17 protein-coding genes and 1 rRNA gene are annotated in these 16,531 nt (G+C 63.4%); 10 read left to right on the top strand and 8 right to left on the bottom strand.

Annotated elements, in window-relative coordinates:
* The first annotated feature begins 76 nt into the window (after positions 1-76).
* Positions 77-1,402 carry an amidohydrolase gene (locus tag AC56LW_RS17365; protein ID WP_499636356.1) on the top strand — a complete coding sequence of 442 codons (1,326 nt, stop codon included), beginning with the start codon at positions 77-79 and terminating at the stop codon, positions 1,400-1,402.
* Positions 1,403-1,444: 42 nt separating this feature from the next.
* Here the strand turns inward: AC56LW_RS17365 and AC56LW_RS17370 are convergent, their stop codons facing one another.
* Positions 1,445-1,825: a Fur family transcriptional regulator gene (locus AC56LW_RS17370; RefSeq protein WP_332530446.1), complete on the bottom strand. Its 381-nt coding sequence runs from the start codon at positions 1,823-1,825 to the stop codon at positions 1,445-1,447.
* A gap of 162 nt (positions 1,826-1,987) precedes the next feature.
* Between AC56LW_RS17370 and AC56LW_RS17375 the strand changes: the two genes are divergently transcribed.
* Together AC56LW_RS17375 and AC56LW_RS17380 are read left to right on the top strand one after the other, a co-directional pair.
* Positions 1,988-4,090, top strand: coding sequence for a TonB-dependent receptor domain-containing protein (locus tag AC56LW_RS17375; protein ID WP_499636358.1), 2,103 nt, complete (start codon positions 1,988-1,990; stop codon positions 4,088-4,090).
* 154 nt (positions 4,091-4,244) lie between these two features.
* Entirely contained in the window at positions 4,245-4,709 is a 465-nt protein-coding gene (locus AC56LW_RS17380) for a MerC domain-containing protein (RefSeq protein ID WP_183553788.1), read from the top strand.
* 12 nt (positions 4,710-4,721) lie between these two features.
* Here AC56LW_RS17380 and trpC read toward each other — a convergent pair whose 3' ends face one another.
* The 6 genes from trpC to rpe form a co-directional block, all read right to left on the bottom strand.
* Positions 4,722-5,522: an indole-3-glycerol phosphate synthase TrpC gene (gene trpC, locus AC56LW_RS17385; protein WP_499636360.1), complete on the bottom strand. Its 801-nt coding sequence runs from the start codon at positions 5,520-5,522 to the stop codon at positions 4,722-4,724.
* Positions 5,523-5,538: 16 nt separating this feature from the next.
* Positions 5,539-6,576 carry an anthranilate phosphoribosyltransferase gene (trpD, locus tag AC56LW_RS17390; protein ID WP_482897248.1) on the bottom strand — a complete coding sequence of 346 codons (1,038 nt, stop codon included), beginning with the start codon at positions 6,574-6,576 and terminating at the stop codon, positions 5,539-5,541.
* Between the two features lie 68 nt (positions 6,577-6,644).
* Positions 6,645-7,208 carry an anthranilate synthase component II gene (locus AC56LW_RS17395; RefSeq protein WP_183553782.1) on the bottom strand — a complete coding sequence of 188 codons (564 nt, stop codon included), beginning with the start codon at positions 7,206-7,208 and terminating at the stop codon, positions 6,645-6,647.
* Position 7,209: 1 nt separating this feature from the next.
* Positions 7,210-8,706 (bottom strand): anthranilate synthase component I, encoded by a 1,497-nt coding sequence (gene trpE, locus AC56LW_RS17400; protein WP_332530441.1) that lies wholly within the window; start codon positions 8,704-8,706, stop codon positions 7,210-7,212.
* A 199-nt stretch (positions 8,707-8,905) separates the two neighbouring features.
* On the bottom strand, positions 8,906-9,613 hold the full coding sequence (gene gph, locus AC56LW_RS17405; RefSeq protein WP_499636361.1) for a phosphoglycolate phosphatase: 708 nt from the start codon (positions 9,611-9,613) through the stop codon (positions 8,906-8,908).
* Positions 9,613-10,284 (bottom strand): ribulose-phosphate 3-epimerase, encoded by a 672-nt coding sequence (gene rpe, locus AC56LW_RS17410; RefSeq protein ID WP_183553776.1) that lies wholly within the window; start codon positions 10,282-10,284, stop codon positions 9,613-9,615. Before rpe ends, gph begins: the two co-directional genes overlap by 1 nt.
* 192 nt (positions 10,285-10,476) lie before the next feature.
* Here rpe and apaG point away from each other — a divergent pair, with 192 nt between their 5' ends.
* Complete coding sequence (apaG, locus tag AC56LW_RS17415) at positions 10,477-10,851, top strand: Co2+/Mg2+ efflux facilitator ApaG/CorD (RefSeq protein WP_183553774.1); 375 nt, start codon at positions 10,477-10,479, stop codon at positions 10,849-10,851.
* 2 nt (positions 10,852-10,853) lie between these two features.
* Here the strand turns inward: apaG and AC56LW_RS17420 are convergent, their stop codons facing one another.
* A complete protein-coding gene (locus AC56LW_RS17420) occupies positions 10,854-10,979 on the bottom strand; it encodes a hypothetical protein (RefSeq protein WP_499636362.1) in 126 nt (41 codons plus the stop codon).
* A 19-nt stretch (positions 10,980-10,998) separates the two neighbouring features.
* Here AC56LW_RS17420 and mltA point away from each other — a divergent pair, with 19 nt between their 5' ends.
* From mltA to AC56LW_RS17450, 6 genes are all read left to right on the top strand, one after another.
* Positions 10,999-12,201, top strand: a complete 1,203-nt coding sequence (gene mltA, locus AC56LW_RS17425; RefSeq protein WP_499636363.1) for a murein transglycosylase A — start codon at positions 10,999-11,001, stop codon at positions 12,199-12,201.
* A 125-nt stretch (positions 12,202-12,326) separates the two neighbouring features.
* Positions 12,327-12,770, top strand: a complete 444-nt coding sequence (locus AC56LW_RS17430) for a hypothetical protein (RefSeq protein ID WP_499636364.1) — start codon at positions 12,327-12,329, stop codon at positions 12,768-12,770.
* A 115-nt stretch (positions 12,771-12,885) separates the two neighbouring features.
* Positions 12,886-13,584 carry a DUF2145 domain-containing protein gene (locus tag AC56LW_RS17435; RefSeq protein ID WP_499636365.1) on the top strand — a complete coding sequence of 233 codons (699 nt, stop codon included), beginning with the start codon at positions 12,886-12,888 and terminating at the stop codon, positions 13,582-13,584.
* Between the two features lie 103 nt (positions 13,585-13,687).
* Positions 13,688-14,464 (top strand): enoyl-CoA hydratase, encoded by a 777-nt coding sequence (locus AC56LW_RS17440; protein WP_499636367.1) that lies wholly within the window; start codon positions 13,688-13,690, stop codon positions 14,462-14,464.
* 3 nt (positions 14,465-14,467) lie between these two features.
* On the top strand, positions 14,468-16,006 hold the full coding sequence (locus tag AC56LW_RS17445; protein WP_499636369.1) for a phospholipase D family protein: 1,539 nt from the start codon (positions 14,468-14,470) through the stop codon (positions 16,004-16,006).
* Between the two features lie 439 nt (positions 16,007-16,445).
* Positions 16,446-16,531, top strand: a 16S ribosomal RNA gene (locus AC56LW_RS17450); the annotation flags it as partial.

The following is a 16,531-nucleotide window of genomic DNA, read 5'->3' on the forward strand; positions in this document are numbered from 1 at the left end:
CACGACCCGCCGCCCGTACCATATCGCATTGCAGCATGCTATCGTTGTGGTCTGTTCAACACGACCGCAAGAGCCCATGCCGATCCTGACCCGCATCGCCGCCGCAGCCTGTGCGCCGCTCCTGGCACTGTCCGCAACTTCCGCCCTGGCCCAACCGGCCGCACCGCTCAAGAACGATGTCGTCACGCGCGTGGACGCCATGTATCCGTGGCTCGACACGATCTACAAGGACCTGCACGCGCATCCCGAGATCGCGTTCCAGGAAGTGCGCACCGCCGGCAAGCTGGCCGCCGAGATGCGCAAACTCGGCTTCACCGTCACTGAGAAGGTCGGCAAGACCGGCATCGTCGCGGTGCTCAAGAACGGCGCCGGCCCCACGGTCCTGGTGCGCACCGACATGGATGGCTTGCCGATGGAAGAAAAAACCGGCTTGCCGTACGCCAGCCGCGCTCGCGCCACCAGCGAAGGTCGCGACAGTTTCGTGACCCACAGCTGCGGCCACGACATTCACATGACCAGCTGGCTCGCCACCGCGCGCACGCTGGTTGAACTGAAAGGACAGTGGAAGGGCACGCTCGTGTTCATCGGCCAGCCGGCCGAAGAGATCGTCTCCGGCGCCAAGGCGATGCTGGACGATGGCCTGTTCAAGCGCTTTCCGAAACCGGACTACGCATTCGCGCTGCATTCGTGGCCGCTGGCGTACGGTACGATCGGCTACAACGACGGCCCGGTGTCATCCAATTCCGACTCGCTCGAGATCACCTTCAAGGGCCGTGGCGGCCATGGTTCGGCGCCCGACAAGACCGTCGATCCGATCGCGATTGCGGCGCGCTTCGTCGTCGATGTGCAGACGGTCGTCAGCCGCGAGAAAGACCCGAAGGAATTCGGCGTCGTCACCATCGGTTCGATCCAGGGCGGCACGGTGGGCAACATCATCCCCGACAGCGTGCAGGTGCGTGGCACCATCCGCTCATACAGCCCGCAGGTACGGGCCAAGCTGCTCGAGGGCGTGCGCCGCGTGGCGGAAGGGTCGGCCGCGATGGCTGGCGCACCGAAGCCCGAGATGCAGATCGGCGGCGGTGGGCAGGCGATCGTCAACAGCACGGAGCTGGTCAACAAGACCGAGGTGGTGTTCAAGGAAGCGTTCGGCGCCGACAAGGCCCATCGCATGCCGGCCATGACGGCCAGCGAAGACTTTTCGCTGTACGCGAACGAAGGCGTGCCGTCGATGTTCTTCTTTACCGGCGTGTATGACCCGAAGGATGTCGCCGCGGCCGAACAGGTCGGCGGCAAGCCGATCGCGTTCAACCACTCTCCGTTCTATGCGCCGGTGCCGGAGCCGTCGATCAAGACGAGCGCCCAGGCGATGACGCTGGCGGTCCTGAACGTGCTGGGTAAATAAGAACGATGACGCGGCCCTCGACGGGCCGCGCTGCTGTTGGCGTCAGGCGTTGATGCAATCGGCGCAGCGGCCGTACAGCGTCAGTTCGTGGCGCTCGACGCTGAAGCCTTTCGGGGCCATGTGGTCGATGTCGCCCGGGCACGCGTGCACGTCGAACACGCGCTGGCAGTTGGTGCACTGGAAGTGGTGGTGATGGTGTTCGGCCACGCTGGTCGATTCGTAGCGGGCGCCGTCGCCCGGCAGTGTGACGACCTTCAGCGCGCCGTCGTCCACCAGCGACTTGAGGTTGCGGTAGATCGTGGCCATGCCGATCTGGCTGACGGCCTGACTGGCTTCCGCCAGGATCTCTTGTGGCGACAGTGGGCGGCGCGCATGCTCGATCGCGTGCAGGATGGCTGATTTTTGGCGTGTATTGCGTTGCATAGCCGAAGAATACCTGAAAGCGCGACCCTTCGGCCAGAAGGGGGTTGAATCCTTATTGATAATGGCCTATCATCTCGACGTTAATGATAATGGCTTATCAATAGACGCGTCCGCGTCCGGTGACTAGCCACCGCCGTTCATCTCATCACCAAGGATTCCACCATGTCGCATTTCACCTGCAAGCGCACGCCACTGACCCTGGCGCTGATGCTGGCCTTCGGCGCGCCGCTGGCCGTCCATGCCCAGACGACGACGGGCCGCATGGCGGCCGATCCGGACAGCGTCCCGACCGTGGTGGTGTCGGCCAGCGCGCTGGGCGTGGTGCACGACGACATGATCACGCCGGTGACGTCGCTCGGCGGCGCAGAGCTGGTGCGCGCGCGTGAATCGACGCTGGGCGAAACGCTGGCCCACCAGCCGGGCATCACGTCGAGCCACTTCGGCGCCGGCGCCAGCCGCCCGGTGATCCGCGGCATGGATGGCCCGCGCGTGAAAATCTTGTCGGACGGCGCGGAGATCCAGGATGCTTCGACCATCAGCCCCGATCACGCTGTCGCCTTCGAACCTGTGCTGGCAGAACGCATCGAAGTGCTGCGCGGCCCGTCGGCGCTGGCCTACGGTGGTGGCGCGGTGGGCGGCGTCGTCAACATCATCGACCGCAAGGTGCCGACCGTGATGCCGGAAAACGGCCTGGAAGGCAGTGCCGAAATCCGCGCCAATTCGGCCGCGCGCGAAAAGACGGGCGCGTTCGAATTCACCACGGCCGCCGGCAGCAACGTCGCGCTGCACCTGGAAGGCGTCAAGCGCGATGCGGGCGACTACCGCGTCGGCAAGGACTGGGTCGACGGCCGCCGCGTGCTGGGCAGCTACAAGGAAGGCGAGACCGGCACCGTCGGCCTGTCGTGGATCGGCAAGAACGGCTATCTCGGCGCCGCCTTCACGAAAGAGCGCACCGAATACGGCATCCCGGGCCACAACCACGAATTCGAAGGCTGCCATCCGCATGGTATCCAGCTGCACTGTGGCGGCCATGAAGAAGAAGAGGGCCATGACCACGAGGAAGAAGGCCATGGCGACGAGCATGAGCACGAGCACAGTGACGTGCCGGTCGTGAAACTCGACAGCGAGCGCTGGGACGTGCGCGGCGAGTATCGCAATCCGGTGGCCGGCATCGAGCGTGTGCGCATGCGCGCCTCGTTCACCGAGTACGTTCATGACGAGCTGGAAGAGAACGTGGTCTCGACGTCGTTCCGCAACAAGGGCATCGATGCCCGCCTCGAGGCGGTGCACGCGCCGATTGCCGGCGTGCGCGGCGTGTTCGGCCTGCAGACCACGCGCCGCGATTTCTCGGCGCTGGGCGAAGAAGCGTACGTGCCGCCGACCCTCACGAAAAAGCATGCGGCGTTCCTGACCGAGGAATACAAGCTGCAGGACTGGCGCTTCGAGGCTGGCCTGCGCCACGAGTGGCAGGATATCGAGGTCGATGCACCGGGCCTGCTGAACACCGATGCGCGCGGCACGTCGGCATCGGTCGGCGCGGTGTGGAAGCTCACGCCGGGCTATTCGTTGGGCACGTCGCTCTCGCGCAGCCATCGCCTGCCGACCGCCGAGGAACTGTATGCGGACGGCGCCCACCTGGCCACGTCCACCTACGAGATCGGCAACCAGGACCTGGACAAGGAAACCTCGAACAACGTCGACCTCACGCTGCGCAAGTTCGATGGCGACACGACGTTCTCGGTGAGCGCGTTCCGCAACAAGGTCGATAACTACATCTATGCGCGCACGCTGGACAGCCAGGACGGCTTCCAGCTGGTGCAGTACACGCAGCGTGACGCATTGTTCACCGGCGTGGAAGGCGAAATCCGCCAGAAGCTGTCGTCCAGCCTGAGCGCGACCGTGTTCGGCGACTACGTGCGCGCCCGTTTCGATGGTGGTGACGGCAGCCGCAACCTGCCGCGCATCCCGGCCAGCCGCATCGGCGTGAAGTTCGATGGCGACTGGAATGGCTGGCATGGCATGTTCGAGCTGTACCGCGTCGGCAAGCAGGACAAGCTGGCCGAGTACGAGACCGAAACGGGCGGCTACAACATGCTCAATGTCGGTACTCACTACTCGACCCGCATCGGCGGCGTGCCGACGCAGTTCTATGCGCGCCTGAATAACCTGACCGACGAACTGGCGTTCAGCCACACGTCGTTCATCAAGAATGCGGCGCCGCTGACCGGTCGCAATATCACGGCAGGGATTCGCGTGATGTTCTGACGTTGACCGCAGGGCCCACAGCGGCGCACGGCAGATTTTGCCGTGCGCCGTTTGTCGTTTGGGGCCTGATATCGCATGCACGATTCATCATGCGCGTTGAATCGCTAACGATAATGGGTTATCATTATATTCTAATGATGATGGGAACAGGGCTATGAACCACCCAGGCAAGAACGCTCTGACCAAAACTGCACTGATCAAATTCGGCGATATCGCCGGCATGACGGCATCCGTCCTGTGCCTGCTGCATTGCCTGGCGATGCCGCTCGTGATCCTGGCGTTTCCGATGCTGGGGCTCGCGCACGCACATGACACCTTCCACGACACGCTGATCGCGGCGATCACGCTGCCGGTGCTGCTGGCGCTGGTGCCCGGCTATCTGCGGCACCGTGACAAGACAACGCTGCTGATCGGCTGCGCGGGCCTGGCGCTGTTTCTGGCGGCAGTGTTCATCGTCAGCCCGCTGCTGGGCGAGCATGCCGAAGCAGCCGTCGCTGTCCTCAGCGGTTTCATGCTGCTCTACGCGCACCTGCGCAACCGCCGGTTCTGCAAGCGCTGCACGACGCGTACGCAGCATGATGGCTGCCACGCGGCGCCTGCGCCGTGCAATGTGCGTTAAGCGTTCAACGTTTCAGGCAAACAGGCGCGCCAGTTCCTGACCCGGGTTTTCAGCGCGCATGAAGGCTTCGCCAACGAGGAACGCGTGCACGTTGGCGTCGCGCATGCGCTGTACATCCTGCGGGCCGAGGATGCCCGATTCGGTCACCACCAAGCGCTCTGGCGGAATCGCTTGCAGCAGGCCGAGCGTGGTGTCGAGCGTGACATCGAACGTGCGCAGGTTGCGGTTGTTGATGCCCACCAGCGGCGTACGCAGTTGCAGGGCGGCGTCGAGTTCCGCGCCGTCGTGTACTTCGACCAGCACATCCATCCCCAGCTCCAGCGCGCAGGCTTCCAGTTCGGCCATCAGGCCGTGGTCAAGCGCTGCCACGATCAGCAGGATCGCATCGGCGCCCATCGCGCGCGCTTCATAGACCTGGTACAGATCGACCATGAAATCCTTGCGCAGGATCGGCAGATCGCAGGCGGCGCGCGCCTGACGCAGATAGTCGGCGCAACCTTGGAAGAAGTTCACGTCGGTCAGCACCGACAGGCATGCGGCGCCATGTTCGGCGTAGCTCTGCGCGATCGCGGCCGGCTGGAAGTCGGCGCGCAGCACGCCTTTCGATGGCGAGGCTTTCTTGACTTCGGCGATCACGCCGGCCTGGCCCGCGGCGATTTTCGCGCGCAAGGCCTGCTCGAAGCCGCGCAGGCTGCGGCGCGCTTCGCCATCGCTTTCCACCTCATTACGCAGGCTATACAGATCGCGGTGCTTGCGCGCAGCGGCCACTTCGTCGGCCTTTACGGCCAGGATCTTGTCGAGGATGTCGGACATGCTGGTGCTTTCGGTATCAGTTGGCCGCGCCGAGCTGGCGCGTGACCTGGACGAACTGTTCGAGCTTGGCGACCGCCGCGCCCGAGGCGATGGCGGCGCGCGCCTGCTCCAGGCCTGCGCCGATCGAGTCGGCCACGCCGGCGGCATACAGGGCAGTGCCGGCGTTGAGCGCGACGATGTCGTGCGCCGGACCGGGCTCGCCGCGCAGGGCTTCGAGCACGCGTGCCTTGGATTCTTCGGCGTTGGCCACTTTCAGGTTGCGGCTCGAGACCATTTGCAGGCCGAAGTCTTCCGGATGGATTTCGTATTCACGGATCTCGCCGTTGACCAGTTCACCGACGATGGTGCCGGCACCGAGCGAGACTTCATCCATATTGTCGCGGCCCCAAACCACGACCGCATGCTGGGCGCCCAGGCGCTGCAGCACGCGCACCTGAATGCCCACCAGGTCGGGGTGGAACACGCCCATCAGGATGTTCGGCGCGCCGGCCGGATTGGTCAGCGGGCCCAGGATGTTGAAGATGCTGCGCACGCCCAGCTCGCGCCGCACCGGGGCCACGTGCTTCATCGCCGCGTGGTGGTTCGGTGCGAACATGAAGCCGATGCCGGTCTGCGCGATCGATTGCGCGATCTGTTCGGGCGTCAGGTCGATGTGGGCACCGAACGCTTCGATCAGGTCGGCGCTGCCGGACGACGAAGAGACGCTGCGGCCGCCGTGCTTGGCCACGCGTGCGCCGGCAGCAGCAGCGACGAACATCGCCGCGCTGGAGATATTGAAGGTGTTGGCGCCGTCGCCGCCGGTGCCGACGATGTCGAGCAGGCCCGTGGTGTCGGCCATCGGCACTTTGGTCGAGAACTCGCGCATCACTTGCGCGGCGGCGGTGATTTCGCCGATGGTTTCTTTTTTCACGCGCAGGCCGACGGTCAGCGCCGCGACCATGGTCGGCGACATCGTGCCCGACATGATCTGGCGGAACAGCGACAGCATCTCGTCGTGGAAGATTTCGCGGTGTTCGATACAGCGCAGCAGCGCTTCTTGTGGGGTGATCGCCATGATGGGTCCAGTGTGCAAACGTGGTTTGGGCATGGCGCCGCCGGATGCGGCGCGCATGCATGGGCGCATCAGCGCGTCAGGAAGTTCTTCAGCAGCGCGTGGCCGTGCTCGGACAGGATCGACTCGGGGTGGAACTGCACGCCCTCGATGTCGAACGTCTTGTGGCGCACGCCCATGATCTCGCCGTCGTCGGTCCATGCCGTTACTTCGAGGCAGGCCGGCAGTGACGCGCGCTCGATCGCCAGCGAATGGTAGCGGATCACGGTGTAGGGGCTCGGCAGGTCCTGGAACACGCCTTCGCCGATGTGCGCGATGGTCGACGTCTTGCCGTGCATGACCTGCTTGGCGCGAATGACCTTGCCGCCAAATGCTTCGCCGATGGCCTGGTGGCCGAGGCACACGCCCAGGATTGGCAGCTTGCCGCCGAATTCGCGCAGCACGTCGAGCGAGATGCCGGCATCCTTTGGCGCCTTCGGGCCCGGCGAGATGCAGATGCGGTCGGGCTTCATGGCCGCGATCTCTTCGAGCGTGATTTCATCGTTGCGCACGGTGCGCACGTCTTCACCCAGTTCGCCGAAATACTGCACGATGTTGTAGGTGAACGAGTCGTAGTTGTCGATCATGAGCAGCATGTCAGAACTCTCCATCCAGGCCATCTTGCACTTGCTCGGCCGCGCGCAGTACGGCGCGCGCCTTGTGTTCGGTCTCTTGCCATTCCATCTCGGGGATCGAATCGGCGACGATGCCGGCGGCGGCCTGCACGTATAGGTTGCCGTCCTTGATCACGCCGGTGCGGATCGCGATCGCCACGTCCATCTCGCCGCCGAAACTCAGGTAGCCGCAGGCGCCGCCGTAGATGCCGCGCTTCACGGGCTCGAGTTCGTCAATCACTTCCATCGCCCGCACCTTCGGCGCGCCGGTCAGGGTGCCGGCCGGGAAGGTCGCGCGCAGCACGTCGAGGTTCGACATGCCGTCTTTCAGCTTGCCCTCGACGTTCGAGACGATGTGCTGCACGTGCGAGTATTTTTCGATGACCATGCGGTCGGTGACCTTGACGCTGCCGGTATCGGCGATACGGCCGATATCGTTGCGCGCCAGGTCGATCAGCATCACGTGTTCGGCCACTTCCTTCGGATCGGCCAGCAGTTCGGCGGCCAGCGCGGCGTCGCGTTCCGGCGTGGCGCCGCGTCCGCGCGTGCCGGCGATCGGGCGCAGCGTGACCTTGCGGCCGCCCTCGGGCAGCGTCTCGTTGCGCACCAAAATTTCGGGCGACGAGCCGACGATCTGCATGTCGCCGAAGTTGTAGTAGTACATGTATGGCGACGGGTTCAGCGAACGCAGCGAGCGATACAGCGACAGCGGCGAATCGACGTACGGCTTGCGGATACGCTGGCCGATCTGCACCTGCATCAGGTCACCGGCCATCACGTATTCGTGGGCCTTGGCGACGGCCTTCAGGTAATCCTCTTTGCTGAAGTCGCGCACCGATTCGGTCCGCACCGAGGCCGACGTGACCGGCGCGTCCACGCTCCGGCGCAGCATCATGCGCAGGTCTTTCAGGCGCTGGCGCCCGCGCGAATACGCTTCGGGCTGGCCCGGGTCGGCGTACACGATCAGGTACAGCTTGCCCGACAGGTTGTCGATCACCGCCAGCTCTTCGGTCACCATCAGCTGGATGTCGGGCAGGCCCAGTTCATCGCGCGGGGTGGTCGCGGCCAGCTTGTGCTCGATGTGGCGCACCGTGTCGTAGCCGAAGTAGCCGGCCAGGCCACCGCAAAAGCGCGGCAGGCCAGGGCGCAGCGCCACCTTGAAGCGGGCCTGGAATTGCTCGATGAAGTCGAGCGGATTGCCTTCGTGCGATTCGATGACTTCGCCGTTTTTCACGATCTCAGTCAGGTTGCCGGTCGTGCGCAGCAGCGTGTGGGCCGGCAGGCCGATGAACGAGTAGCGGCCAAAGCGTTCGCCGCCCACCACCGATTCGAGCAGGAAGGTGTTCTTGCCGGTGTTCTGCGATTGCGCCAGCTTGAGGTACAGCGTCAGCGGCGTTTCGAGGTCGGCGAAGGCTTCCGCGATCAGGGGGATGCGGTTGTAGCCCTGGTTTGCCAGGGACTTGAATTCGAGTTCGGTCATGTTTTCTCCGGACCGCCACGGGGGAAGAGGGCGGTGGTGTGCTTCAAAAAACCCGCCGGTGGCGTGCAGTCGCACGCACACCCGGCAGCAATCGGTACGGCTTAGTCAGCCCAGGATTGCCAGCGTCGCCAGACCCAGGCCTCAGGGGCGCCGGTTTGGTTGACAGTGAGTTTTTTGGTGAAAAACATGGTGAGAGAAGTTAGTTGGTTAGGCTGGCCGTTGCATTGTGCGCGCCGATGCGGCATGCTGCATCCAGCAGCGAATCCACTATACCATCGGATTGAATTTCTTGTACAGGACGGCCGTGGTTGTAGCCGTACGGGACAGTCAACACGAAACAGCCGGCGGCGCGGGCGCTTTCGGCATCGTTCGACGAGTCGCCAATCGCCACCACCTGCGCTGGTGGAATGTCCAGTGCAGCGCAGGCGCCCAGCATCGGCATGGCGTCCGGCTTCTTTTTGGCGAACGAGTCGCCGCCGAACACGTGCTCGAAATACGGCGCGAGGCTTTTCTGGGCCAGCAGCGGCAGTGCGAAGGCAATTGGCTTGTTGGTGACGCAGACCAGGCGCAGGCCCAGCGTCTGCATCGCCGCCAGGCCGTCCAGCACACCGTCATACAGCGTGCTGCGATCGCCATTGATGGCCAGGTAATGCCGCTGGTAGCCGGCCATCGCGTCGGTGTACGCCGCATCGACCTGCGCGGCATCCCAGTCGAGCAGCAGCGCGTCGCGCACCAGTTTTTCGGAGCCCTTGCCGACCAGCGGCTTGATGATGGCCTGGCTGATGGGCGCCAGGCCGAGGTCGTGGCGCATGCCGTTCAGCGCCGCCTCGAAATCGGGCACCGTGTCGAGCATGGTGCCATCGAGGTCGATGATGACGGCCCGGATACCTGCTGCGCCGGCCCGCATCAGCGTGCGACCGTGGCCAGTTCGGCGCGCATGGCGTCGATCACGGCTTTGTAATCGGGCTTGCCGAAGATGGCCGAGCCGGCCACGAACGTGTCGGCGCCGGCAGCGGCGGCGGCCGCGATGTTCTCGGCCTTGATGCCGCCGTCGACTTCGAGCAGGATGTCGCGGCCCGACTCGTCGATCAGGCGGCGCGCGATGGCGATTTTCTTGAGTGCTTCGGGGATGAACGACTGGCCGCCGAAGCCCGGATTGACCGACATGATCAGAATCATGTCGATCTTGTCCATCACATGCTCGAGGTAGTGCATCGGCGTGCCCGGATTGAAGACCAGGCCGGCCTTGCAACCGTGATCGCGGATCAGCTGCAGCGTGCGATCGATGTGCTCCGACGCTTCCGGGTGGAAGGTGATGATGTTGGCGCCGGCCTTGGCGAAATCTGGAATGATGCGGTCGACCGGCTTGACCATCAGGTGCACGTCGATCGGCACGTCCACGTGAGGGCGGATCGCCTGGCAGACGAGCGGGCCGATGGTCAGGTTCGGGACGTAATGGTTGTCCATCACGTCGAAGTGGATGATGTCGGCGCCGGCGGCAACGACATTGCGCACTTCTTCGCCGAGGCGGGCGAAATCGGCGGACAGGATGCTGGGAGCGATGCGGTAGGTGGTCATGGGGCGACGGTGCGTGTTTTGATGGGAATCCGCTATTCTACGCCGGTCGCGCTGCGGCCTCCAGCGTTGGCGATGCCATGGCGCGTCGGCGCTTGGCGGCCACAGGCGGTATGATTGTTATTTGCGCCACATGGCGCGCCGGCCCCTGCGAATGGCGCAGCGGCCGAGTCCACGATCACGCAAGGAACCTCGATGCCCGCCTACGATTTCGCTGTCACCGTCAGAACGCAATACCTGGCGGAGCAGTCCGACCCGGACCGGAGCCAGTTCGTGTTCAGCTACACGATCACGATCAAGAACACCGGCAGCATTCCTGCCCAGCTCATTTCCCGTCATTGGGTGATTCTCGACGCCAATAACCAGATGCAGGAAGTCAAAGGGCTGGGCGTGGTCGGCCACCAGCCACTGCTGGCGCCGGGCGAGCAGTTCGAGTACACGAGTGGCACGCACCTGGGCACCGCGCAGGGCTCGATGCGCGGCGAATACTTCTGCGTGGCCGAGGATGGCCATCGCTTCGAGGCGACCATTCCCGAATTCGTGCTGTCGCCGCCGCGCTCCCTGCACTGATCCTACTGGGCGGGGGTGTCGTCGTCGCCGTCCCGGTCGCTGTCTTTGCGGCCGGCGAACATGGTCCACCAGACGATGAACACGAACAGGAACAGCGCGACGCCGGCTTCCACCATCAAGATCCACATATCGGTCCCCATGGTTCCCATGTATACAATACGCCGCAGTGTACCCGTCCTGATCGCGCTCGTCAGCCTGCTGAGTGCCTGTTCGACCGAACCGAAGCCCACGGCGCCCTCCGCGCCGCCGCCGGTCACGATGCCGCCGCCGGTCGGGCCGGTGGTAGTGCCGCCGCCGGTTCAGCCGACCGCGCCGACCGCACCGCTCACGCCCACCACCTTTGCCGCGCTGCCGGGCTGGCAGCAGGACGACGTGCGTCAGGCTTGGCCGGCCTTCCTGCAATCGTGCAGCGCGCTGGCGTCGCGCCAGGCGCCGTGGAAGACGCCGTGCGCGGCGGCCGGCGCGGTCGACGCGAAGGACGTCGCAGCCGTGCGCCGTTTCTTCGAGACCTGGTTCGTGCCGAATCAGGTACGCAATCCGGATGGCGCCGATACCGGGCTGATCACCGGCTATTACGAAGCGATGCTGTATGGCGCGCGCAAGCGGGGCGGGGCGTTCCAGACGCCGCTGTACCGGGTGCCGGACGATCTGGTCACGGTCGACCTGGGCAGTATCTATCCGGATTTGCAGAACCGGCGCCTGCGTGGGCGGCTGTCCGGCAAGACCGTGATCCCGTACCAGAGCCGCGCCGACATCGACCGCGCGCCATTGAGCGGCAAGGAGTTGCTGTGGGTGAGTGATCCGGTGGATGCGTTCTTTCTGGAAGTGCAGGGGTCGGGCCGCGTCAAGCTCGACACCGGTGAAACGGTGCGCGTGGGCTATGCCGACCAGAACGGTCACCCCTACAAAGCGATCGGGCGCTGGTTCGTGGAGCAGGGGATCATGACGCCGGACCAGGTGTCGGCCCAGTCGATCCGGGCCTGGATTGCGGCGAATCCGTCGCGGCGCCAGGAACTGTTGAATGTGAACCCGAGCTATATCTTCTTCACGGAGACCAAGGTGGCCGACCCGGGCGTCGGGCCGCGTGGCGCGCTCAATGTGCCGCTCACGCCGGGCCGCTCGATTGCGATCGACCGCACCATCCTGCCGCTGGGCGCGCCTGTGTGGCTGTCGACGACAATGCCGAAGGATGGCGCGCCCCTGCAGCGTCTGGTGATGGGGCAGGACGTGGGCGGAGCAATTCGCGGCGCGGTGCGGGCCGATTTCTTTTTCGGCTTCGGGCCCGAAGCGACGGAAAATGCCGGACTCATGAAGCAGCGCGGGACGATGTGGGTGTTGTTGCCGAAGTGAACCTTCGTTGCATTAATGGGGGAATCGGGCTACTCTGACTTTTGATTCAATTTCCACGTTGCAATTTTTCGCTGTGGTGAGGCGCGGTGACGTGGTGGTGCTTTCATTTTTGACAGGTTCTATCCATGCGTCTGCATTCCCTCCTTGCCATTACCCTTGCCGCTGCCATCGCCGCGCCCAGCCAGGCCGCCGCGCCCGGCCCTTCCGATACCGTACTGTCAGTGGGCAGCATCGTGCTGCTGGTGCCGTTCAGTGTGGTTTATCTGAGCGCGAAGAAAGTGGCGGAAGGCTCGCAGGCTGCAATCGACGTCTCCAGGCGCTGGAGCGTCGCGGCGGTCCGGCCCGAGGGCGACAAGACTGCGCTGGAACTACGCAGTGACGACCAGCAGTTGAAAATCGATATGGCGATCCAGACCCGGATCGTGCAGAACGAAGCACTCAAGACTGGTGACCGGATCGATATCGAAGCCGTCGGCAAGGCTGGCTATGCTGTCAAGAAAGGCAAGGCGACCATCGCCCTGCTGGCCGAACCAGGCACCGGCATGGCCCACTCACGCCCGCGCAGCTAGGATGCGCCGCGCCGTTGCTGCGGCCGCACTGGTGTTGACGGCGTCGACGGCTGTGGCTGGAACCCCTTGCGAGGAGCAGGTCGCTTCTTCAGAGCTATTGGTCCGAAGCATGCAGATGGCCGATCTCACGCGCACGGCGCTCGAAGGCATCGGCGACGAAGTCGTTCTGATCGCGCGCGTGGGGCAGGATCTGTCGGCCTACCGGCTGACCTATTCGCACGCGGCGTTCGCCGTGCGCACGCATCCAGCCGGCGCTTGGTCGGTGGTGCACAAACTCAATACGTGTGGCACGGCGACGTCGGCCCTGTACGACGAAGGGTTGATCAATTTCTTTTCTGACGCACCAGTGCGTTATCAGGCCGGGATCTGGCGCCTGGCGCCCGCCGTCCAGGCCCGGCTCAAGAACGCACTGCTTGGCAACAAGGCGCGCGACTACCACGAGCCGCACTACAGCCTGGCTGCCTATCCGTTCAGCACGCGCTATCAGAATTCGAATGGCTGGGTGCTGGAAATGCTGGCCTACGCCATCGCGCCCGAGGGCGCGGCAACGACCCGCACCACGGCGCAGACCTGGCTCGCGGCGAACGATTACCAGCCAACCGAGCTGGCGTTGGGCACGATGACGCGCCTGGGCGCACGGATCTCGAAGGCGAATATCGCGTTTGACGACCATCCGTCCAGCTTGCGCTGGAAGGGACGGATCCAGACCGTGTCGGTGGAGTCGATGGTGACTTGGTTGCGGACATTGCCCAATAGTTGCCAGGCCATGGGCTGTCCGGAATTACCGGTCGTGCTGCCGCCGGCAGGGCCGTGATGAGCGGCGTCGCATTCATGTCGACCGATCGGCGCGCTCTACTTGACGTACACGGAAAGCGCTACAATCGCGACGATACTATCCAACCAGATGAGGGTGTCCCATGGAATATGCTGACCTGTTGATTGAGAACCACGGCAAGGTTGCCGTGGTACGGCTGAACCGTCCGAAGGCGATGAATGCGCTCAACGACAATATGATGAACGAGCTGGGCAAGGCGCTGCGCGCGTTCGACCAGGATCCGGCGATCAACGTCATCGTGTTGACGGGCAGCGAGAAAGCTTTCGCTGCCGGCGCTGATATCGCCGCCATGGCGCAGTACGATTACCAGGAAACCTACGGCAATAACTATATTGGCCGTAACTGGGAACACATCCTCGACATCCGCAAGCCGGTTATCGGCGTGGTTTCGGGCTATTGCCTGGGTGGTGGTTGTGAGCTGGCGATGATGTGCGACTTCCTGATCGCTGCCGACAGCGCGAAGTTCGGCCAGCCCGAGATCAAGGTCGGCGTGACGCCGGGCGCCGGTGGCACCCAGCGCCTGCCTCGCGCCATTTCCAAATCGAAAGCGATGGACATGCTGCTCACCACGCGCATGATCGATGCCGCCGAGGCGGAGCGTACCGGGCTGGTCTCGCGCGTGTACCCGGCGGCCGATGTGATGGACGAGGCAATCAAGATCGCCCAGGGTATTGCCGACATGCCCGTGTCGGTTGCCATGCAGATCAAGGATTGCGTCAACCAGGCGTATGAGATGACGCTGAGCCAGGGCGTGGCCTACGAGCGTCGCTACTTCCATGCCGGTTTCGGCACCCCTGCGCAGAAAGAAGGCATGTCGGCCTTCCTTGAAAAGCGCAAACCTGATTTCGAAGGGCATTGAACCATGAAGAAGCGCGCCAAATTATGGCTGCTCTTGCCAACGGCGCTGCTTGCAGGCGCATTGACGCTGTCGAGTTGCTCAACGCTGCCACCACTCGAAGGCCGCGTTGCCAGCACGGCCCTGACCGATACCGACAACACCCGGCTCGGCCAGGCGCTGTTGCCGCTGACCACGGCGCATCCCGGCCTGGTCGGCATTCACAGCCTGCCTGATGGGCGCGACGCGTTCGCCGCGCGCGCCGTGCTGGCGCAGGCAGCCGATCGCAGTCTGGACGTTCAGTACTATATCTGGCGCAACGACACGACTGGCATGCTGATGTTCAACGCCTTGCGCAAGGCGGCGGACCGTGGCGTGCGGGTGCGCCTGCTGCTGGACGATAACAATACGGGTGGTCTGGATGCGATCTTGGCCCAGCTCGACGCCCATCCACAGATCGAAGTGCGGCTGTTCAATCCGAACGGTATCCGCTCGATGCGCCCGCTCGGCATGGTCGCCGATTTCTGGCGCATGAACCGGCGCATGCACAATAAATCGTTCACCGCCGATAACAAGGCCACGATCATCGGCGGCCGGAATGTGGGCGACGAGTATTTTGGCGCAGCGGGCGATATCTCGTTTGCCGACCTCGACGTGATCGCTACCGGTCCGGTGGTAAAAGAAGTTTCCGCGGATTTCGACCTGTATTGGAACTGCCCGTCCGCCTATCCGCTGACGCTGATGGTGAAGGAGGTCAAGGCGCCGCCGCCGGCCACGGTCGATGCCGAGACCAAAGCCTATCTGGATGCGATCGGCCAATCCGCATTCTTGAACAAGGTCATGAGCGGGACGCTGCCGCTGGAATGGGCGCATGCGCGCTTCCTGAGCGACGATCCGGCCAAGGTACTGGACCAGTCTTCGCCGGATGAGAATATTGCGGCCAGGCTCGCGGTGCTGTTCGGTCAGCCGGAACGCAATCTGGACCTCGTGTCGCCGTACTTCGTGCCGGGCAAGGATGGGGTGGCCGCAATGATCGAGATGGCCAGGAAGGGCGCAAAAATCCGGGTGCTCACCAATTCGCTCGAGGCGACCGACGTTTCTGCCGTCCATGCGGGCTATGCCAAGTGGCGCAAACCGCTGCTGGAGGCGGGTGTGGCGCTGTATGAATTGCGTCGTGCATCGACCGATGAGCCATCCCGCAAGAAGAAGCGCAGTGGCGCCGGCTTTGGCAGTTCGGATGCGAGCCTGCATGCCAAGACATTTGGCGTGGACGGCAACCGGATCTTCGTTGGCTCGTTCAACTTCGACCAGCGCTCGATTCATTTGAATACCGAAATGGGGATGGTGATCGACAGCGTCGAGCTGGCCGATCGCCTGAGTAAGACGCTGGACGAGACCCTGCCGATGCGCGCCTATGAAGTGCTGCTGGATGAGAAGGGCAATGTCTACTGGCTCGAAGGCCGCGACGGCAAGATCATCCGGCACGACGTCGAGCCCGGAACGACCTGGTGGAAGAGGGCTGCGGTACATGGCCTGGGCTGGCTGCCGATCGACTGGCTCTTGTAGGACAAAATCTTTTCTTTGTAGTCCCTTGCGGACTGCACGACAGGTTTGGTATAGTTCGCCTCCGCTTCGGCACTGACCGAAAATGTTAACGTAATCAAGTGGTTACGAGAGCAAGGTCTACAGAGAAATCTGAGGTGAAGCGAAAAGAAGGGGTTGACGAGATTGTAGGATTGCAGCATAATCTCTCTTCTCTGCTGCAGCGAACAAAACGATTCGCAACATGCGGCAAGGCAGTACCGAATAAGTTCTTTAAAAATTAACAGTCGATAAGTGTGGGCGTTTGATGAAGGTGCCAAAGACCTCGGTCTTTGATTACTTAAATTATCAAATGTTCACAAAAAAGAAATACGTTGTCTCAGCAATGAGATAACGGTCAGTATTTTGAGTGAGCGACCCCTGTCGTAAGGCAGGGTGGCAGAAATGCCAACAAACAGAGATTGAACTGAAGAGTTTGATCCTGGCTCAGATTGAACGCTGGCGGCATGCTTTACACATGCAAGTCGAACGGCAGCGCGGGGCAACCTG

Source organism: Telluria sp. LT2P80 (genome assembly GCF_059685955.1).